Below are 16,166 nucleotides of genomic sequence, written 5' to 3'. Positions count from 1 at the left end.
CGATGGACAAACCGACTTCGGATACTGAACCACTTTCCAAAACGCGGCTTCGTCTCTGGTTGAAGCTCTTGAAAGCAAGCAGCCGTATTGAAGACGAATTGCGACGCAAACTGCGGGAAGATTTCAGTTCGACCCTGCCCCGTTTCGATGTCATGTCAGCGCTTTATCGTTATCCCGACGGCCTCAAAATGAGTGCTATCTCTGAATTGCTCCGCGTCTCCAATGGCAACATCACCGGGATCGTTGATCGGCTGGCACAAGAAGGACTGGCCGAACGGGTGGCCGTGCCCGGTGATCGCCGTGCGTCCCTCGTTCAGCTGACGGACGCCGGACGAACCGCCTTTGCAGAACATGCAGCTGCCCATGAAAAATGGATCGACAATCTCCTTTCTGATCTGACCGAAGACGACACGCTCGGGATGATCAAACGGCTCGACACACTCACCGACAGCCTTGAGGGCAAGCGGGGATGACCATGCATTCAGATGTAAAGCACTTTAACTGCACGATTTCCGACGGAATTGCCCGTATTTCCCTAAACAGGTCCGATCGAAAAAACCCGCTGACCTTCGAAAGCTATGCAGAGCTACGGGACTGGTTCCGGGACCTGCATTATGCCGATGACGTGAAGGTCGTCATCTTTGGCTCCAATGGCGGCAACTTCTGCTCCGGCGGAGACGTGCACGACATTATCGGACCCTTGGTGGACATGACCACCAAAGAGCTTCTCACCTTCACCCGCATGACTGGTGATCTGGTCAAGGCGATGATGAATTGCGGAAAGCCCATCATTGCAGCGGTAGAAGGTGTTTGTGCCGGTGCTGGAGCCATTATCGCGATGGCCTCTGATCTGCGTATTGCTGCGCCAGATGCCAAGGTCGCCTTCCTGTTTAATCGGGTTGGTTTGGCCGGATGTGATATGGGGGCCTGCGCCATCCTACCTCGCATCATCGGACAGGGCCGTGCGGCAGAACTGCTCTATCTCGGTAGATCCATGTCCGCCACAGAAGGGCTGAATTGGGGCTTTTTCAATCGGCTGGTTGAGACTGGCGAACTGGATGGCGTGGCAACCGAGTTGGCGCTGAGGATCGCGGAAGGCCCGGGCTTTGCCAACATGATGACCAAGACCATGCTCAATCAGGAATGGTCCATGTCCATCGAACAAGCCATTGAAGCTGAAGCGCAGGCACAGGCCCTGTGCATGCAAACGCAAGACTTCAAGAGCGCCTATGAGGCTTTTGTTGCCAAAAGACGTCCGGTTTTTGAGGGCAACTGATGGCTGACACAAGCTACCTCAATTGGCCGTTTTTCGAAGACCGGCACCGTCGGCTCCAGAACGATCTGGAAGATTGGGCGACACGCAATCTTGGATCGGTCGATCACTCGGACACCGAAGCTGCTTGTCGAGAGCTTGTGACCATACTGGGTCATGGCGGCTATCTGACCTACTCCGGTGTCGAACCGAACAGCGACTTTCCGCTTGATGTTCGCTCCCTTTGCCTGATCCGCGAAACGCTTGCTCGCCATGATGGTTTGGCGGATTTTGCCTTCGCCATGCAAGGGCTCGGCACCGGCGCCATTTCCCTGTTTGGTACGCTCACCCAAAAGGCGGACTGGCTGCCGCTCACACGTCAGGGAAAAGCCATTGCCGCTTTTGCCTTGACCGAACCGCATTCCGGCTCGGATGTCGCCAGTAGCACAATGACCGCGACCGTTGACGGTGACGACTTCCTTTTGAATGGCGAAAAAACCTGGATCTCAAATGGCGGCATTGCTGACGTCTACACGGTGTTTGCAAGAACAGGTGAAGCGCCGGGGGCAAAAGGCTTGTCGACTTTCATTGTTCCCGCAGACACGCCGGGCCTTGAGGTGGTCGAGCGATTGGACACAATCGCCCCGCACCCACTTGCAACACTGCGTTTCACAGATTGCCGTATCCCGGCTTCAAATCTGATTGGTAAACGCGGTGCGGGCTTCAAGATCGCCATGTCCGTTCTGGATGTATTCCGTTCTACAGTCGCCGCCGCTGCGCTCGGTTTTGCCCGTCGGGCGCTCGATGAAGCACTGGACCGGGTCGTCAAACGGGAAATCCGCGAAAAACCGCTCTTCGCCCTGCAAATGGTTCAAGGACATATCGCGGACATGGCGCTTGATGTGGATGCAGCAGCCCTGTTGGTTTATCGCGCAGCCTGGACCAAAGACAGTGGCGCGCCGCGCGTAACCCGCGAAGCAGCCATGGCCAAGCTCTTCTCAACCGAACAGGCTCAAATCGTGATCGACAAAGCTGTCCAATTACATGGCGGCGATGGGGTGCGGTCAGGCGAAACTGTCGAAAAGCTCTACCGCGAAATACGTGCGCTTCGGATCTACGAAGGCGCATCCGATGTTCAGAAAATCGTCATTGCAAGGCAAACGCTTGGTGCGTTCCAGGGAGAATGAACATGCTCACGCCGTCAGCCCATATTGATACATTTGCCCGTGACAACCTGCCTGCCTTTGACACATGGCCAGACTTGAAACTCGGTCATTTTGAGTATCCGGAGATGCTGAATGCAGCGGTAGAACTGACCGATGCGACGGTGGAAAAAGGTTTTGGTGACCACACGGCGCTGATCGGAAATGGTCGTCGCAGAACCTACAAGGAACTGACGGACTGGACCAATCGGCTCGCCCATGCGCTGGTTGATGATTTGGGCGTCAAACCCGGAAATCGTGTCCTCATCCGCTCAGCCAACAATCCGGCCATGGTGGCCTGTTGGCTGGCCGCCACAAAAGCGGGTGCCGTGGTGGTCAACACGATGCCAATGCTGCGCGCCGCCGAGCTCACCAAATATGTCGAGCTGGCCGAAATCACTCACGCGCTGTGTGATACGCGGTTGATGGACGAAATGGCGGCCTGCGCGAAAGACAGCCCCTTTTTAATACAGTTGTCGGCTTCGACGAACGTCCAACCACGATGCCGAACTGGACCGTCTTGCACTGGAAAACCGGTTCGTTTCGATGCGGTAAAAACGGCGCAAGACGATGTCGCGCTGCTTGGCTTTACCTCTGGCTCAACGGGTATCCCAAAAGCCACCATGCATTTCCACCGCGATTTGCTCATCATTGCAGACGGGTATGCGAAAGAAGTGCTCAACGTGCAGTCTGAGGACGTGTTCGTCGGCTCGCCTCCACTCGCCTTCACATTTGGCCTCGGCGGACTGGCCGTGTTTCCGCTGCGCTTCGGGGCAGCTGCCACCTTGCTGGAGCAGACAACACCGCCCAACATGATTGAGATTATTCAAAAATATAAGGCGACCGTCTGCTTCACAGCGCCAACGGCCTACCGTGCCATGATGAAGGCCATGGATGAAGGTGCAGATTTATCTTCCCTACGCGCTGCCGTCTCGGCTGGTGAAACCTTGCCAGCCCCGGTCTATGACGAGTGGATGGCAAAGACCGGAAAGCCTATGCTGGACGGGATCGGCGCAACAGAAATGCTGCATATTTTCATCTCCAACCGCTTTACCGACCATCGCCCGGCCTGTACCGGAAAACCGGTCAACGGCTATGAGGCGAAGATTATCGGCCACAATGGTGAAGACCTGCCCGATGGCGAAATCGGGAGATTGGCAGTGCGTGGCCCAACCGGCTGCCGCTACCTGCGCGGCGCGCGTCAAACAGAGTATGTTCAAAACGGCTGGAACGTCACGGGCGATACATTCGTGCGCGATAAGGACGGCTATTTCCACTTTGCCGCCCGAAATGACGATATGATCATTTCAGCTGGCTACAACATTGCCGGGCCCGAAGTGGAAGCCGCCCTTCTCTCGCACGAATCTGTTGCGGAATGTGCTGTTATCGGAGTGGCCGACGACGAACGAGGCTCCATCGTTCAGGCTCATGTCGTGCTGTTGGAAGGACTGGAGCCTGACGAGGCTATGACCAAAGCGCTGCAGGACCATGTCAAACAGAGCATTGCGCCTTACAAATATCCCCGCTCGGTCATCTTCACCGACACCCTGCCGAAAACAGCAACCGGCAAAATCCAGCGTTTCCGCCTGAAGGACCCAGCCTGATGTCTTCCTCAGCCTATGATCCGGGTAAAGCCGGTGCGAAGATGGATTTCAAGGATGCCATGTCCTATGGCGACTACCTTCATCTTGAACCGATAACCACCGCGCAACATCCGCTTTCCGATGCTCATGATGAAATGCTGTTCATCATCCAGCACCAGACAAGTGAACTCTGGATGAAACTTGCCATTCATGAGTTGGCGAGCGCCCGCGAGCAAATGAATGCTGGCAACATGCCCCATGCATTCAAGATGTTGACACGCGTTGCCCGGATCTTCGAACAGTTGAATGGCGCGTGGGATGTTCTGCGCACCATGACGCCGAGCGAATACACCCAATTTCGAGATTCCCTCGGGCCCTCTTCCGGATTCCAGTCTTGGCAATACCGCATGATTGAATTTGTGCTCGGCAATCGCAATCCGAACATGCTGAAATCCCACGCTCACGACCCGGACGTCACCGTGCTTCTAGAAGCGGAACTCAAGCGCCCCAGTTTCTATGACGATGCAATCACCCTGCTTTATAGAACGCTGGATGGTGAAGGTGCGGCCCCACCGCCGCCCCAATTGGAAGCGCCGCACGAAGCAAACGAAGACATTCGAAACCACTGGAAAGTCGTCTACGAAAATGTTGCGGACTACTGGGAACTCTATGAACTGGCCGAAAAGCTGGTCGATCTGGAAGACTATTTCCGGCGCTGGCGTTTCAACCATGTGACAACTGTCGAGCGCGTGATCGGCTTTAAACGCGGCACCGGCGGCACGCCGGGTGTGAGTTACCTCAAAAAAATGTTGGACGTCCAGCTCTTCCCCGAGCTTTGGCACGTACGCGGAGACCTATAAGAAATGAATGCCCCCATCCCTCAAGCCGGTATTTTCCCGCGTAAGGACCGTTTCGAAATTCCAGACGGCGTCATTTATCTGGATGGCAATTCCCTTGGCGTCTTGCCAAAAGGCGCAGCAGACCGTGCCGCAAAAACGATCACAGCAGAATGGGGTCAAGACCTCATAAAAGCGTGGAACACGGCGGGCTGGATGGCCTTGCCCAAGGTCGTTGGCGACAAGATCGCGCCACTGGTCGGCGCACAGCAAGGCACCATTGCCACCGGCGACACGCTCTCCATCAAGGTTTATCAGGCCGTTGCTGCAGCCCTTCGCATGCGCCCAACCCGAAAAGTCATCCTGTCCGACAATGGCAATTTCCCAACCGATCTTTATATGGCCCGCGGGCTCATCGACACCATCGGCAAGGACCATGAATTGCGGGTGGTGGACCCCGAAGCAGTCGCGGACGCGATTACCGATGAAGTCGCTGCAGTCATGCTCACTCAGGTTGATTACCGAACCGGCCGCATGCACGACATGGATGCAATTACGAAGAAAGCGCATGAGGCCGGAGCTGTGATGATCTGGGATCTGGCGCATTCGGCAGGAGCCGTTCCCGTCGACCTGACGCGCTCAAACGCTGAGTTTGCCGTTGGCTGCACTTATAAATACCTCAATGGCGGCCCCGGAGCGCCGGCCTTCATCTATGCGCGCCCAGATATTATCGAAGAAGTGGAACCTGCACTTGCTGGCTGGCTCGGTCACGATGCCCCCTTTGCCATGGAACTGGATTATCGCCCGGCCATGAGCACCGAACGGCTGCGCATCGGCACGCCCGCCATCGTGCAGCTTTCCATACTTGATGAAGCTTTGGACGCGTTTGAAGGCGTGACAATGGACGATATTCGAGAAGCCTCCATTCGCCTGTCTGAACGCTTTATTCAAGAAGTGGAACGCCGATGCCCGATGCTGACACTTGCCTCCCCGCGCAACGCGGCCGAACGTGGGTCGCAGGTCTCTTTCAAGTTTGAAAAAGGCTATGAAGCTGTTCAGGCCCTGATTGACCGCAGCGTGATCGGAGATTTTCGGGCGCCAAACATCATGCGCTTCGGCTTTACCCCACTTTATCTGGATGAAGCAGACGTTGTTCGCGCATCAGAAATTCTGGAAGACGTCATGAAAACAGAGGCATGGAAAGACCCGAAATATGCAGTGCGCTCACGCGTGACCTGACCGTCAATCTCCCTGTCGATCATCCCATTTCATCAAACTGGAAACCTCTCATGTCCCACAAAGTCATTCAGCCCGAAGGCTGGGCCCCGGCCAAAGGCTACGCCAACGGTATGCTGACACCAGACGGCACACTCTATATTGGCGGGCAAATCGGCTGGACTGCGGACCTGACATTCGAACGTCATGACTTTATTGGCCAGATGGAACAAGCGCTTGAAAATATCATCGCAGTTGTCGAGGCGGCAGGAGGAAAGGCGACTGACGTTGTCCGCCTGACCTGGTTCGTGACTAACAAGAAGACTTATGTCGACAATCAACGCGCGGTCGGTAAAGCCTACCAAAAGTATTTCGGTAAACACTTTCCCGCCATGTCAATGCTGGTCGTGTCCGAATTGGTCGAAGACGAAGCCTTGGTCGAAATCGAGGCAACGGCAGTTTTGGCCAATTAATCGAATAGCCCGCGCCGAGGTCATAGGCACCATTTATGGACGTCTAAAATAAAATGGGGTAGCACTCTTCCTATAGGTAATTTTTGGGACAGAGGTCTCCTCATGTTTTTGCGAAAAGTTGTTATGGCCGTATTTGCGGTCGTTTTCCTTCAGACTGGTGCAGCACAAGCTGCCAAATGTGGGAACAACGCCTCAGGTTATGAGGCTTGGAAGGCTGCCTTTATCAAAGAAGCGCCAAAATACAGATTGCGGTCAGGGATGGTTGCATCCACCTTGAAGGGGGTCACCTACAACAAAAAAGTGATCCGACTGGACCGCAACCAGAAATCTTTCAAGCTGTCTTTTAATCAGTTCTATGCCAAGCGCGTGAACAACGCGATGATCAACAAGGCCAAGCGGCTTGAAACAAAATATCAGCGGCTGTTTAACCGCATTGAAAAAAATACGGCGTCCCTGCGCCCGTCATTTTGTCGATCTGGGGGCTGGAAACAAATTTCGGCGGCTACACCGGGAGAATGTCGATCATTCGCTCACTTGCGACTCTTGCCTATGATTGCCGCCGCTCAAAGTTCTTCACCAACGAACTTGTGAACGCACTAAAGATTATCAAACGCCGGGATATGGCCCCGAACCAGATGCGCGGCGCATGGGCTGGCGAGATCGGACAAACCCAGTTTTTGGCATCCTCTTACATGAAATACGCGGTGGATTATGATCGCGATGGTCGCCGGGACTTGATCCGCTCGATCCCCGATGTTCTCGCATCGACTGCCAATTACCTGAAGAATAAAGGCTGGCGAGCCGGACAGCCTTGGGGGCCGGGCACAGCAAACTACCGGGTGTTGCGCGAGTGGAACAAGGCAAGCGTCTATGTTCAGACAATTTCAGTCATGGCGGACAAGATCGCAAAATAAGTTCGTCTGATAAAGATGAACAGGCGGCGCGAGACAAGATAGCACCGCCTTTTCAGACACAGCGCTCCTATATGTACAGCTTTAGCGTTTCGAGGCCTTGCAACCTGCCCCTGATTTCTTTCAACATGCACCATTCCAATATGCTCTGAACGGTCTTGAGCCCATTTCGGGCCAACCGGCGCTGAGAAACAATTAAAAGTTTTGGGAGGGTTTCATGTCCAATTTCAATCGCCGTCAGGCTCTTGGTCTGCTCGGTGGCGCTGCCGCACTGGCAACGTTGCCTGCCCCGGCCATTGCCAAGAACCGCAAGATCGTTCTCGGGGCGCTACGTTTCACAAGCCACTCAGGCAGTTTTATTGCGTTCGAACGCGGGTACTTCGCTGACGCCGGTCTGGATGTGGAGCTGAAATTCTTTCAGGCAGCACAACCAATGGCCGTTGCGATTGCATCCGGTGATGTTGACTACGGTATCACGGCCATTTCAGGCGGCCTGATATCACTCGCCGACAAAGGTGCGGTGAAGGTCATTGGCGGTGCCTTGTCAGAAGAAAAAGGCATTGATGGCCAAAAGATTCTCGCCTCTGATGCCGCCTTCAAGGCAGGCCTGACCTCGCCCGCAGCGCTGGACGGCAAAACATTTGGCATGACCACCGCTGGCTCGTCGTTCCATTACATGGGCTCAAAGGTCGCCGCAGCAGAAGGCGCGAACCTCAAGTTCAAGCCGCTTCAAAAAGTCGGTGCGGTCATTGGCGCGCTGAAATCCGGTCAGATCGATGCGTGGTCAATCGTTCCACACATTGCCAAGCCCCTCGCCGGATCTGGCGCGGTTCACATCATCGGAAATGTTGCCGACTACTTGCCTGATTACCAGGTGACCACCGTGTTTACGTCTGCGAAAAACGCAGCTGATGAAAAGGCCCTCACCAAGGACTTCCTTGGCGGCTTTTCCAAAGGCGTTGCCGACTACAACGCGACCATGATCGCAAAACAAAGCGGCGAAGAAGGCGTGAACGAGATGGTCGATCTCATTCACAAATATGTCTATGCGGACCGTCCGCGCGAAAAGGCAGCCCCGTCCATCATCAACGGGACGATGCGCTTGAATGAGGGCGCGGCGCTTAACATGGCGTCCGTCAAAGATCAGTTGGCTTGGTTCCAATCAGAGGATCTGGTCAGCAAGCACATTTCGCTCGACACACTGGTTGACGCCAGTTTTGTCGAAGCACGCGGCTAACAACCTTTCACGACAGCATAAGGCGGGAGATTTCTCCCGCCCAATCACAGAGTTTCATTATGGAAATCCGCCTGAATGCGGTCGGACATCGCTATGAAGCGGTGGAGGTTCTGAGCGACATCACGCTCACCATTCCGGCCCACAAGATCACTTGCATCATTGGCCCTTCAGGCTGCGGTAAATCCACTCTTCTCCGGTTCATGGGAGGATTGGAGAAACCCTCCTCAGGTGATGTGCTTCAGCTCGGAACCGCCCCTGAGGGCAGTCTCAACGCCCTCACCTACATCTTTCAGGATTTCGCACTCCTGCCTTGGCGCACCGTGGAAGACAACATCTCGCTGGTGCTGGAGGACCATCGCCTGCCTACAGAGAAAACAAAGGCGATTATCGAAAATGTGCTGGCACGGACCAAGCTATCAGACTTTGCCAAGGCTCTTCCCAAGCAATTGTCAGGCGGCATGAAACAGCGCGTTGCCATCGCTAGAGCGCTCGCAGTCAATCCAGCCGTCTTGTTGATGGACGAGCCGCTCTCCGCGCTCGACAGTCAGACCCGCGATCTCCTGATGGAAGACCTTGTTTCGCTGTGGACACGAACACCGTTTACAGCGGTGTATGTCACCCATAACTTGCAAGAAGCCGTCCGGCTGGGGCATCAGATTGTCGTCTTGTCCCGGCGTCCCGGACAAATTCATCAGGTGGTGACAATCGACACCCCTCTCGACCAACGCATAGCATCGAATCCTGACCTTCAGAACAAGCACGACCACTTGTGGCAATTGATGCGGGATGAAGCCCGCGCAGCAGATGCGGAGCTTCTTCATGCCTGACACCTCACATGCACAAAGATCTTCTGAGCAACCAGTGCCGTTTCGCGGCGGTGGTTTCAAACCGCAAACACGGCGCGGCATCGGCCTTTTGGTTTTTGTTCTCCTGCTTGGGTTGGCGGAACTCGGCACAAGACAAGGGGGGATTTCGGCACTCACCTTGCCAAAGCCAAGCGATGTTATTCAGACACTGATCGAGTTCTACAAGTCCGGCCAATTGACCCTGAACCTCCTGCCATCCCTGTCCCGCCTTGCCATTGGTGCTGCCCTTGGCGCGTCATTGGGCATTGGCGTCGGCCTGCTGATCGGTCTGTTTTCCTTCGTCCGCGCCGGACTGGTTCCCCTGATTGCCGCGATCTTTCCAATCCCTAAAATCGCGCTCCTGCCCCTCTTTGTAATCTGGTTCGGCATTGACGAGGGCTCCAAATACGCCCTCATCGCCTTCGGCACCTTCACCCCGACAGTCGTTGCCACCTACGGTGCGGTCGACAATGTTGATCGGACGCTCATCCGGATGGGGCAAAGCTTCGGGCTCACTTGGTTCTCCATTGTGCGCAAGATCGTTTTGCCGGGGGCGATGCCCGGCATCTTGTCCGGCCTCAGGATCAGTTTGGCCATCGCTATCATTCTGCTGGTCGCAGCTGAAATGCTCGGCGCAGAATACGGCATCGGCGCCTATATCCTTCAGGCTGGGTCCCTTTACGATCTGGACCGTTTATTCGCCGGAGTCGTCATTCTGTCGGTGCTTGGGGTTTTGGTTAGTTCTGCTGTTGGGAGGGTTGAGAAACGTGTCTTGAGTTGGAGGGTCTAGCCCCCTCCTAAACGCTTGCCTTCCACTCCGATCTGGTCTCCTCGTTTCGAACAATCCAAGGAATTGACTGACCGTTCGGTCTATGTAAATACTTGTCAAAAGAACGGGTCATTTCACAAGTGGCCAGAACCAACGCGGGAGAGGTTCATGAGTGCTTCAGACACTGTCTTGACGGATCTGGATGGCGGCATCCTGACGATCACTTTGAACCGCCCGGACAAACTGAATTCCTTCAATGATGAAATGCACCTCGCTCTCCGTGCCGCCTTTGAACGTGCCCGCGATGACGACACCGTACGCTCGGTTCTTCTAACCGGCGCTGGCCGAGCCTTTTGTGCAGGGCAAGACCTTGGCGACCGCGACCCACGTAAGGGCGGCGTACCTGACCTCGGCCATACTCTCGATACCTTCTACAATCCCACCGTTCGCCTGATCCGCTCCATAGGCAAGCCGATTGTTTGCGCGGTCAATGGTGTGGCCGCTGGTGCCGGCGCCAATGTCGCCTTTGCTTGTGACATGGTGTTTGCCGCCAAGTCTGCCCGCTTCATTCAGGCCTTCTGCAAGCTGGGCCTTGTGCCGGACGCGGGCGGCAGCTGGCACCTTGCCCGTCTGATTGGCGAAGCCCGCGCCAAGGCTCTCGCCCTCACCGGCGAGCCCGTCTTTGCCGAGCAGGCCGAAAACTGGGGCCTGATCTGGAAGGCTGTTGAGGATGACGCTTTGCTGGAAACCGCACGCGAACAAGCTGCCAAGTTTGCGGTCGGCCCGACCAAAGGTTATGGCCTGACAAAGCGGGCCATCCAGAAAGCCGCCTGCCAAACGCTAGACCAACAGCTGGATCTGGAGCGCGATCTGCAGCGCGAGGCCGGATACAGCGCGGACTATGCAGAAGGCGTAACCGCATTTCTGGAAAAACGTGCACCGGAGTTTTCCGGCAAATGAGCGACCTCCATCTGAGGGCATCGGAGCTTTCACCGCAACAACTTGCCGAAGCCTGCGCTGCAGCCATGTGGTCCACCGACCATGCCTCGCAGAACCTTGGCATGAAGATCGAACAGGTCTCTCCGGGTCACGCAATCCTGTCCATGGAACTCACTGAAAAGATGGCCAACGGACACGGCAATTGCCACGGCGGCTATCTCTTTACCCTTGGCGACAGTGCTTTTGCCTTTGCCTGCAACACCTACAACCAGCTGACCGTCGCCCAACATTGCTCGGTGACCTATCTGAGGCCGGGCCGTATCGGCGACCGGCTGACCGCCACAGCGAAGGAAGTGACCCGTCAAGGCCGCTCCGGCATCTATGACATTTCCATCACCAATCAGTCCGGCGAGTTGATCGCCGAATTCAGAGGACATTCTCGCACGGTCAAGGGGACCCACCTGCCTGAATAAGTCCCGGTTCTGAAATCACAGTCTTTGGGAGGAGACGCATGAAGGATCTTTCACCGCGCCAGGGCGATCTGGAGCCGATTGAAACCGCCTCGCGCGATGAAATTGAGACCCTGCAGCAGGAGCGTATGGCATGGTCGTTGCGCCATACCTACGAGAACTCACCTTTCTACAAAAAACGGTTTGACGCGCACGATTGCCACCCGGATGACTTCAAAACCCTGGCAGACCTCGCAAAATTCCCCTTCACGGTGAAGACGGACCTCCGCGACACTTATCCGTTTGGCATGTTTGCCGCCCCGCAGGACAAGATTGCCCGCCTTCACGCCTCCTCCGGCACGACCGGAAAGCCGACAGTTGTCGGCTACACCCAAAAGGACATCGACACTTGGGCCGACCTTGTCGCCCGCTCCATCCGCGCGTCAGGCGGACGCGCCGGGGACATTGTGCACATCGCCTATGGCTATGGACTTTTCACCGGCGGCCTTGGCGCGCATTACGGGGCAGAAAAGCTCGGCTGTACGGTAGTTCCGGTTTCAGGCGGCATGACTGAGCGACAGGTGACCCTGATCACGGACTTCAAGCCGAAGATCATCATGGTCACACCGTCCTACATGCTCTCCATTCTGGACGAGTTCCGCCGCCAAGGAATCGACCCACGCGAAAGCTCACTGCAGGTCGGCATTTTCGGCGCTGAACCCTGGACCAATTCCATGCGCCGTGAAATCGAACAGGCCTTCAACATGCACGCTGTCGACATTTACGGCCTTTCGGAAATCATGGGCCCCGGCGTTGCAAATGAATGCGTGGAAACCAAGGATGGCCTTCATATCTGGGAAGACCATTTCTATCCCGAAGTGATCAATCCGGAGACCGGTGAAGTCCTGCCCGACGGCGAAATTGGAGAGCTTGTCTTCACCACCCTGACCAAGGAAGGCCTGCCGATGGTCCGGTATCGGACCCGCGACCTCACCCGCCTGTTGCCGGGCACAGCCCGCTCTATGCGCCGCATGGAAAAGGTCACAGGTCGCTCCGACGACATGATCATCCTGCGCGGCGTCAATGTGTTCCCGACCCAGATCGAAGAGCAGATCTTGAAATGCGATGGTCTTGCCCCGCACTTCCAGATCGAACTGTTACGCGAAGGCCGCATGGACAACATGACGGTTCTGGTCGAGGCAACGGAAGCGATGTCCTCGTCCAAGGCCCGCGCTGCGTCTGCCAAGGAGCTTTCCCATCACATCAAGAGCGTGGTTGGCGTTTCCACGAAAATTGATGTAAGGGAGCCCGGCAAAGTTGCCCGTTCGGAAGGCAAGGCAAAGCGCGTGGTCGACAACCGGCCAAAGGAATCGTGATTATAGCTGATTCATTTTGTCGACTATTGATCACAAGATACTGTAACAGAAGAGATAAATATGGCTCGCACCCGCGCCGACGATTTTGAGGACAAACAACGGCATATCCTGATCCAGGCCGCCTCCGTCTTTGCGGAACAGGGCATGGAAAAGGCGTCCATGTCCGCAATCGCCACCGCATCGGGAGTCTCCAAGTCGCTTCTCTACCACTACTACCCGAACAAGGACGCCTTGATCTTCGAGATCATTCGCAGCCATCTGGAAGACCTTGATCGGGATATTGAAAAAGCTGATCAGCCGGATCTCGAAACCGAAAAACGGCTGAAGCACCTCGTTCGCGCGGTTCTGGAAAACTACAAAGACGCAGACGACCTGCACAAGGTGCAGCTCAACGCGGGCCCGCTCCTCAGCGACGAGCAGAAAAGCGAGATCACGGCTCTGGAACGCCGGATCGTCCGCCGCTTTTCGACGATCCTGAAAGAGATTAATCCGAACCTCGAAAACCCGGAAAAACCACTCCTGATGCCGGTCACCATGAGCCTCTTCGGCATGATGAACTGGGTCTACATGTGGTTCCGCGACGGCGGCCCGGTCACCCGCGAAAACTACGCCGACCTGGCCACCCAACTCATTCTGGAAGGCGCGAAATCGGTGAAGTGATTGGGTGAGTGCACATTAAAGTCTGCACTCCGATCCGTTCCGCCAGATTTGGCCACCCAACTCGATCGTCATGACCGGACTTGATCCGGTGATCCAATCCGTAATAGCTCCCGAAACGGCCAATGAACGGTATGGACCCCATGGTCAAGCCATTGGGTGACCACACGAAGCATGGAAACACTCACGCCAACCCGGACGCCGGATCCGGGGCCTTTTCCGCAAGACAGCAGGTCCCGGCGCAAGGCCGGGACGACAGCTTCTCACAAATTGCGCCAAACCCTACTCAGCAGCCTGCGCGACTTGCGGCCAGGTCTTGGCAACCATGGTCAGGACGTCGTATTGGGCGACGACTTCGTCGTTCTGGTTGGTGACGCAGCAATCCCAGCGGACTTCGCCATAATCGGCGGTAATGCGCGGGTTGATTTCCTTGGCCGTCAGCTGAACTTTCAGTTCATCACCCGGATTGACCGGTGTGAGGAAACGCAGGTTGTCGACGCCGTAATTGGCGAGAACAGGCCCCGGAGCCGGGTCTACAAAGAGACCGGCGGCAAAGGACACGATCAGATAGCCATGCGCGACACGGCCTTCGAAAAACGGATTGGCGCGGGCGCTTTCCTCGTCCATGTGGGCATAGAATGTGTCGCCGGTGAAGGTCGCGAAATGCTCGATATCGGCAAGCGTGACTTCCCGCGACTTGGTGATCAGTTGATCGCCAATATTGAGTTCAGCCAAAGACTTGCGGAACGGATGCACCGGCGTATCAAGGCCACTAGCCCCAGCAATCCAGCGACCTGTGACCGCAGAAAGAAGACGTGGCGTTCCCTGAACGGCGGTGCGCTGCATGTAGTGCTTCACACCGCGCATGCCGCCCATTTCCTCGCCGCCGCCCGCCCGTCCCGGACCGCCATGAACCAGCATCGGCAACGGAGAACCATGACCCGTAGAGGTCTTGGCGCTGTCGCGGTTGCCGATCAGTACACGGCCATGAAGCGGAGCCATGCCGATGACCACTTCCTCGGCGACCTTCGGATCATTGGTGAAGACAGAGGCGACCAGCGATCCCTTGCCGCGCTTCGCCAACTCAACGGCCTCTTCGATATCGTCGTAAGGCATGACGGTCGCCACCGGGCCAAAGGCCTCCACATCGTGGATGGCGGTGCCATCCAGCGGCTTGGCGCAATGGAGCAGGACGGGGTTGAGGAAGGCCCCCTTGTCTGCATCCCCGGAGGCGACGGAGACTTCGTCCGGGTTTCCGGCAACGATTTCGGCTTCTGCGCACAGATCCTTGATCCGGTCGCGAACTTCCTCGCGTTGATCAAGCGAGGCAAGCGGCCCCATGCGCGTGTTTTCCAAGGCAGGATCGCCGATCACGGTTTTGCCGAGACGGGCAGACAGGGCCTCGATCAGGGCGTCAGTGTGGGCACGCGGCGCGATGACACGGCGGATCGCCGTACATTTCTGGCCCGCCTTCGTGGTCATCTCCCGTGCGACTTCCTTGACGAAAAAATCAAATTCCGGTGTGCCCGGAGCTGCATCTGTGCCAAGAACGGAAGAATTCAAACTGTCTGCTTCCATGGTGAAACGAACAGATTCAGAGACGACCTTCGGATGACCGCGCAGCATCTGACCCGTGGAGGCAGAGCCTGTGAAGGTCAAAACGTCCTCACCTGTCAAATGATCCAGCATGTCGCCAGCAGATCCGGAAACCAGCTGCAGAGTGCCTTCCGGCAGGATGCCGGTTTCCAGAATGCGGCGAACCACAAGCTCTGTCAGATAGGCCGTCTGGCTGGCCGGTTTCACAAGGCACGGCATACCGGCGATCAGCGTCGGCGCGATCTTTTCCAACATGCCCCAGACCGGGAAGTTGAAGGCGTTGATGTGAACGGCAACACCTTCCATCGGCGTCAAAATATGCTGTGCAGCGAAGGTGTTGTCGCGGGACAGAACCTCAACGTCGCCCTCTGTCAGGATGCGCGTATTTGGCAGCTCGCGGCGCGCTTTGGAAGAATAGGCAAAGAGTGTTCCAAACCCACCTTCAATGTCGATCCAACCATCGGTCCGGGTCGCACCGGTCAGGAAGCTCTCGGCGTAGAATGCTTCCTTTTGCTCCATCAAGGCCTGAGCCAGCGCCTTCAGCATGGCCGCCCGTTCATGGAAGGAATATTTGCGCAGGTTCTTTCCGCCAACCTTTCGGCCCCACTCAAGCGCAGCGCCGTAATCGAGACCTGAGGCGTCAATCAGCGCGACAGTCTGGCCGTTAGCTGCATTGAGCAGCGGCTTGCCGTCCCGCTGACCTGCAGTCCAACGGCCAGAGACAAAGCTCTCGAGGCGGCGCGGCGTTTGGGCCGATAAAGTCATGCTGAAATATCCTTGCGTGTTCTTGGCCCGCTGCAAACCCTCCTGCACCGGGCATCCGTCC

Annotated in this window: 15 protein-coding genes and 1 pseudogene; 15 read left to right on the top strand and 1 reads right to left on the bottom strand. The window is 56.2% G+C overall.

Annotation, left to right across the window (positions count from 1 at the left end; all coding sequences use genetic code 11):
• Positions 1 to 2: 2 nt before the first annotated feature.
• The 15 genes and pseudogenes from TRICHSKD4_RS24975 (at position 3) to TRICHSKD4_RS24905 (ending at position 13,747) form a co-directional block, all read left to right on the top strand.
• Positions 3 to 473, top strand: a complete 471-nt coding sequence (locus TRICHSKD4_RS24975) for a MarR family winged helix-turn-helix transcriptional regulator (RefSeq protein ID WP_009760050.1) — start codon at positions 3 to 5, stop codon at positions 471 to 473.
• Positions 470 to 1,276, top strand: coding sequence for an enoyl-CoA hydratase family protein (locus tag TRICHSKD4_RS24970; protein ID WP_009760049.1), 807 nt, complete (start codon positions 470 to 472; stop codon positions 1,274 to 1,276). Before TRICHSKD4_RS24975 ends, TRICHSKD4_RS24970 begins: the two co-directional genes overlap by 4 nt.
• Positions 1,276 to 2,439 (top strand): acyl-CoA dehydrogenase family protein, encoded by a 1,164-nt coding sequence (locus TRICHSKD4_RS24965; RefSeq protein WP_009760048.1) that lies wholly within the window; start codon positions 1,276 to 1,278, stop codon positions 2,437 to 2,439. The genes TRICHSKD4_RS24970 and TRICHSKD4_RS24965 overlap by 1 nt, the downstream gene beginning before the upstream one ends.
• Before the next feature lie 2 nt (positions 2,440 to 2,441).
• Positions 2,442 to 4,058 (top strand): AMP-binding protein, encoded by a 1,617-nt coding sequence (locus TRICHSKD4_RS24960; RefSeq protein WP_009760047.1) that lies wholly within the window; start codon positions 2,442 to 2,444, stop codon positions 4,056 to 4,058.
• Positions 4,058 to 4,897: a tryptophan 2,3-dioxygenase gene (locus TRICHSKD4_RS24955; protein ID WP_009760046.1), complete on the top strand. Its 840-nt coding sequence runs from the start codon at positions 4,058 to 4,060 to the stop codon at positions 4,895 to 4,897. Before TRICHSKD4_RS24960 ends, TRICHSKD4_RS24955 begins: the two co-directional genes overlap by 1 nt.
• Positions 4,898 to 4,900: 3 nt before the next feature.
• On the top strand, positions 4,901 to 6,112 hold the full coding sequence (gene kynU / locus TRICHSKD4_RS24950; protein WP_009760045.1) for a kynureninase: 1,212 nt from the start codon (positions 4,901 to 4,903) through the stop codon (positions 6,110 to 6,112).
• A gap of 50 nt (positions 6,113 to 6,162) precedes the next feature.
• On the top strand, positions 6,163 to 6,561 hold the full coding sequence (locus tag TRICHSKD4_RS24945; protein WP_009760044.1) for a RidA family protein: 399 nt from the start codon (positions 6,163 to 6,165) through the stop codon (positions 6,559 to 6,561).
• Positions 6,562 to 6,663: 102 nt separating this feature from the next.
• A pseudogene (locus TRICHSKD4_RS32485) lies at positions 6,664 to 7,475 on the top strand (lytic transglycosylase domain-containing protein).
• 214 nt (positions 7,476 to 7,689) lie between these two features.
• Positions 7,690 to 8,709, top strand: a complete 1,020-nt coding sequence (locus tag TRICHSKD4_RS24935; RefSeq protein WP_009760041.1) for an ABC transporter substrate-binding protein — start codon at positions 7,690 to 7,692, stop codon at positions 8,707 to 8,709.
• A gap of 59 nt (positions 8,710 to 8,768) precedes the next feature.
• Positions 8,769 to 9,536: an ABC transporter ATP-binding protein gene (locus tag TRICHSKD4_RS24930; RefSeq protein ID WP_009760040.1), complete on the top strand. Its 768-nt coding sequence runs from the start codon at positions 8,769 to 8,771 to the stop codon at positions 9,534 to 9,536.
• Positions 9,529 to 10,344 (top strand): ABC transporter permease, encoded by an 816-nt coding sequence (locus TRICHSKD4_RS24925; RefSeq protein ID WP_040617404.1) that lies wholly within the window; start codon positions 9,529 to 9,531, stop codon positions 10,342 to 10,344. The genes TRICHSKD4_RS24930 and TRICHSKD4_RS24925 overlap by 8 nt, the downstream gene beginning before the upstream one ends.
• A gap of 147 nt (positions 10,345 to 10,491) precedes the next feature.
• Positions 10,492 to 11,283: a 2-(1,2-epoxy-1,2-dihydrophenyl)acetyl-CoA isomerase PaaG gene (gene paaG / locus TRICHSKD4_RS24920; protein WP_009760038.1), complete on the top strand. Its 792-nt coding sequence runs from the start codon at positions 10,492 to 10,494 to the stop codon at positions 11,281 to 11,283.
• Complete coding sequence (paaI, locus tag TRICHSKD4_RS24915; RefSeq protein WP_009760037.1) at positions 11,280 to 11,735, top strand: hydroxyphenylacetyl-CoA thioesterase PaaI; 456 nt, start codon at positions 11,280 to 11,282, stop codon at positions 11,733 to 11,735. The genes paaG and paaI overlap by 4 nt, the downstream gene beginning before the upstream one ends.
• A 38-nt stretch (positions 11,736 to 11,773) precedes the next feature.
• Positions 11,774 to 13,087, top strand: a complete 1,314-nt coding sequence (gene paaK / locus TRICHSKD4_RS24910; RefSeq protein WP_009760036.1) for a phenylacetate--CoA ligase PaaK — start codon at positions 11,774 to 11,776, stop codon at positions 13,085 to 13,087.
• Positions 13,088 to 13,147: 60 nt separating this feature from the next.
• A complete protein-coding gene (locus TRICHSKD4_RS24905; protein ID WP_009760035.1) occupies positions 13,148 to 13,747 on the top strand; it encodes a TetR/AcrR family transcriptional regulator in 600 nt (199 codons plus the stop codon).
• Between the two features lie 279 nt (positions 13,748 to 14,026).
• On the opposite strand, the gene paaZ is transcribed toward TRICHSKD4_RS24905, so the two are convergent.
• A complete protein-coding gene (paaZ, locus tag TRICHSKD4_RS24900) occupies positions 14,027 to 16,105 on the bottom strand; it encodes a phenylacetic acid degradation bifunctional protein PaaZ (protein ID WP_040617561.1) in 2,079 nt (692 codons plus the stop codon).
• Positions 16,106 to 16,166: the final 61 nt, after the last annotated feature.

Source organism: Roseibium sp. TrichSKD4, assembly GCF_000148725.1.
Taxonomy (GTDB): domain Bacteria; phylum Pseudomonadota; class Alphaproteobacteria; order Rhizobiales; family Stappiaceae; genus Roseibium.
The sequence above is the reverse complement of the archived record's forward strand: the minus strand, read 5'-3'. Positions and strand labels throughout refer to the sequence as shown.

Excerpts from the sequence above, each read along its gene's own strand:
- TRICHSKD4_RS24975 (WP_009760050.1), top strand. The coding sequence starts at position 3 with ATGGACAAACCGACTTCGGATACTGAACCACTTTCCAAAACGCGGCTT.
- TRICHSKD4_RS24970 (WP_009760049.1), top strand. The coding sequence starts at position 470 with ATGACCATGCATTCAGATGTAAAGCACTTTAACTGCACGATTTCCGAC.
- TRICHSKD4_RS24965 (WP_009760048.1), top strand. The coding sequence starts at position 1,276 with ATGGCTGACACAAGCTACCTCAATTGGCCGTTTTTCGAAGACCGGCAC.
- TRICHSKD4_RS24960 (WP_009760047.1), top strand. The coding sequence starts at position 2,442 with ATGCTCACGCCGTCAGCCCATATTGATACATTTGCCCGTGACAACCTG.
- TRICHSKD4_RS24955 (WP_009760046.1), top strand. The coding sequence starts at position 4,058 with ATGTCTTCCTCAGCCTATGATCCGGGTAAAGCCGGTGCGAAGATGGAT.
- kynU (WP_009760045.1), top strand. The coding sequence starts at position 4,901 with ATGAATGCCCCCATCCCTCAAGCCGGTATTTTCCCGCGTAAGGACCGT.
- TRICHSKD4_RS24945 (WP_009760044.1), top strand. The coding sequence starts at position 6,163 with ATGTCCCACAAAGTCATTCAGCCCGAAGGCTGGGCCCCGGCCAAAGGC.
- TRICHSKD4_RS24935 (WP_009760041.1), top strand. The coding sequence starts at position 7,690 with ATGTCCAATTTCAATCGCCGTCAGGCTCTTGGTCTGCTCGGTGGCGCT.
- TRICHSKD4_RS24930 (WP_009760040.1), top strand. The coding sequence starts at position 8,769 with ATGGAAATCCGCCTGAATGCGGTCGGACATCGCTATGAAGCGGTGGAG.
- TRICHSKD4_RS24925 (WP_040617404.1), top strand. The coding sequence starts at position 9,529 with ATGCCTGACACCTCACATGCACAAAGATCTTCTGAGCAACCAGTGCCG.
- paaG (WP_009760038.1), top strand. The coding sequence starts at position 10,492 with ATGAGTGCTTCAGACACTGTCTTGACGGATCTGGATGGCGGCATCCTG.
- paaI (WP_009760037.1), top strand. The coding sequence starts at position 11,280 with ATGAGCGACCTCCATCTGAGGGCATCGGAGCTTTCACCGCAACAACTT.
- paaK (WP_009760036.1), top strand. The coding sequence starts at position 11,774 with ATGAAGGATCTTTCACCGCGCCAGGGCGATCTGGAGCCGATTGAAACC.
- TRICHSKD4_RS24905 (WP_009760035.1), top strand. The coding sequence starts at position 13,148 with ATGGCTCGCACCCGCGCCGACGATTTTGAGGACAAACAACGGCATATC.
- paaZ (WP_040617561.1), bottom strand. The coding sequence starts at position 16,105 with ATGACTTTATCGGCCCAAACGCCGCGCCGCCTCGAGAGCTTTGTCTCT.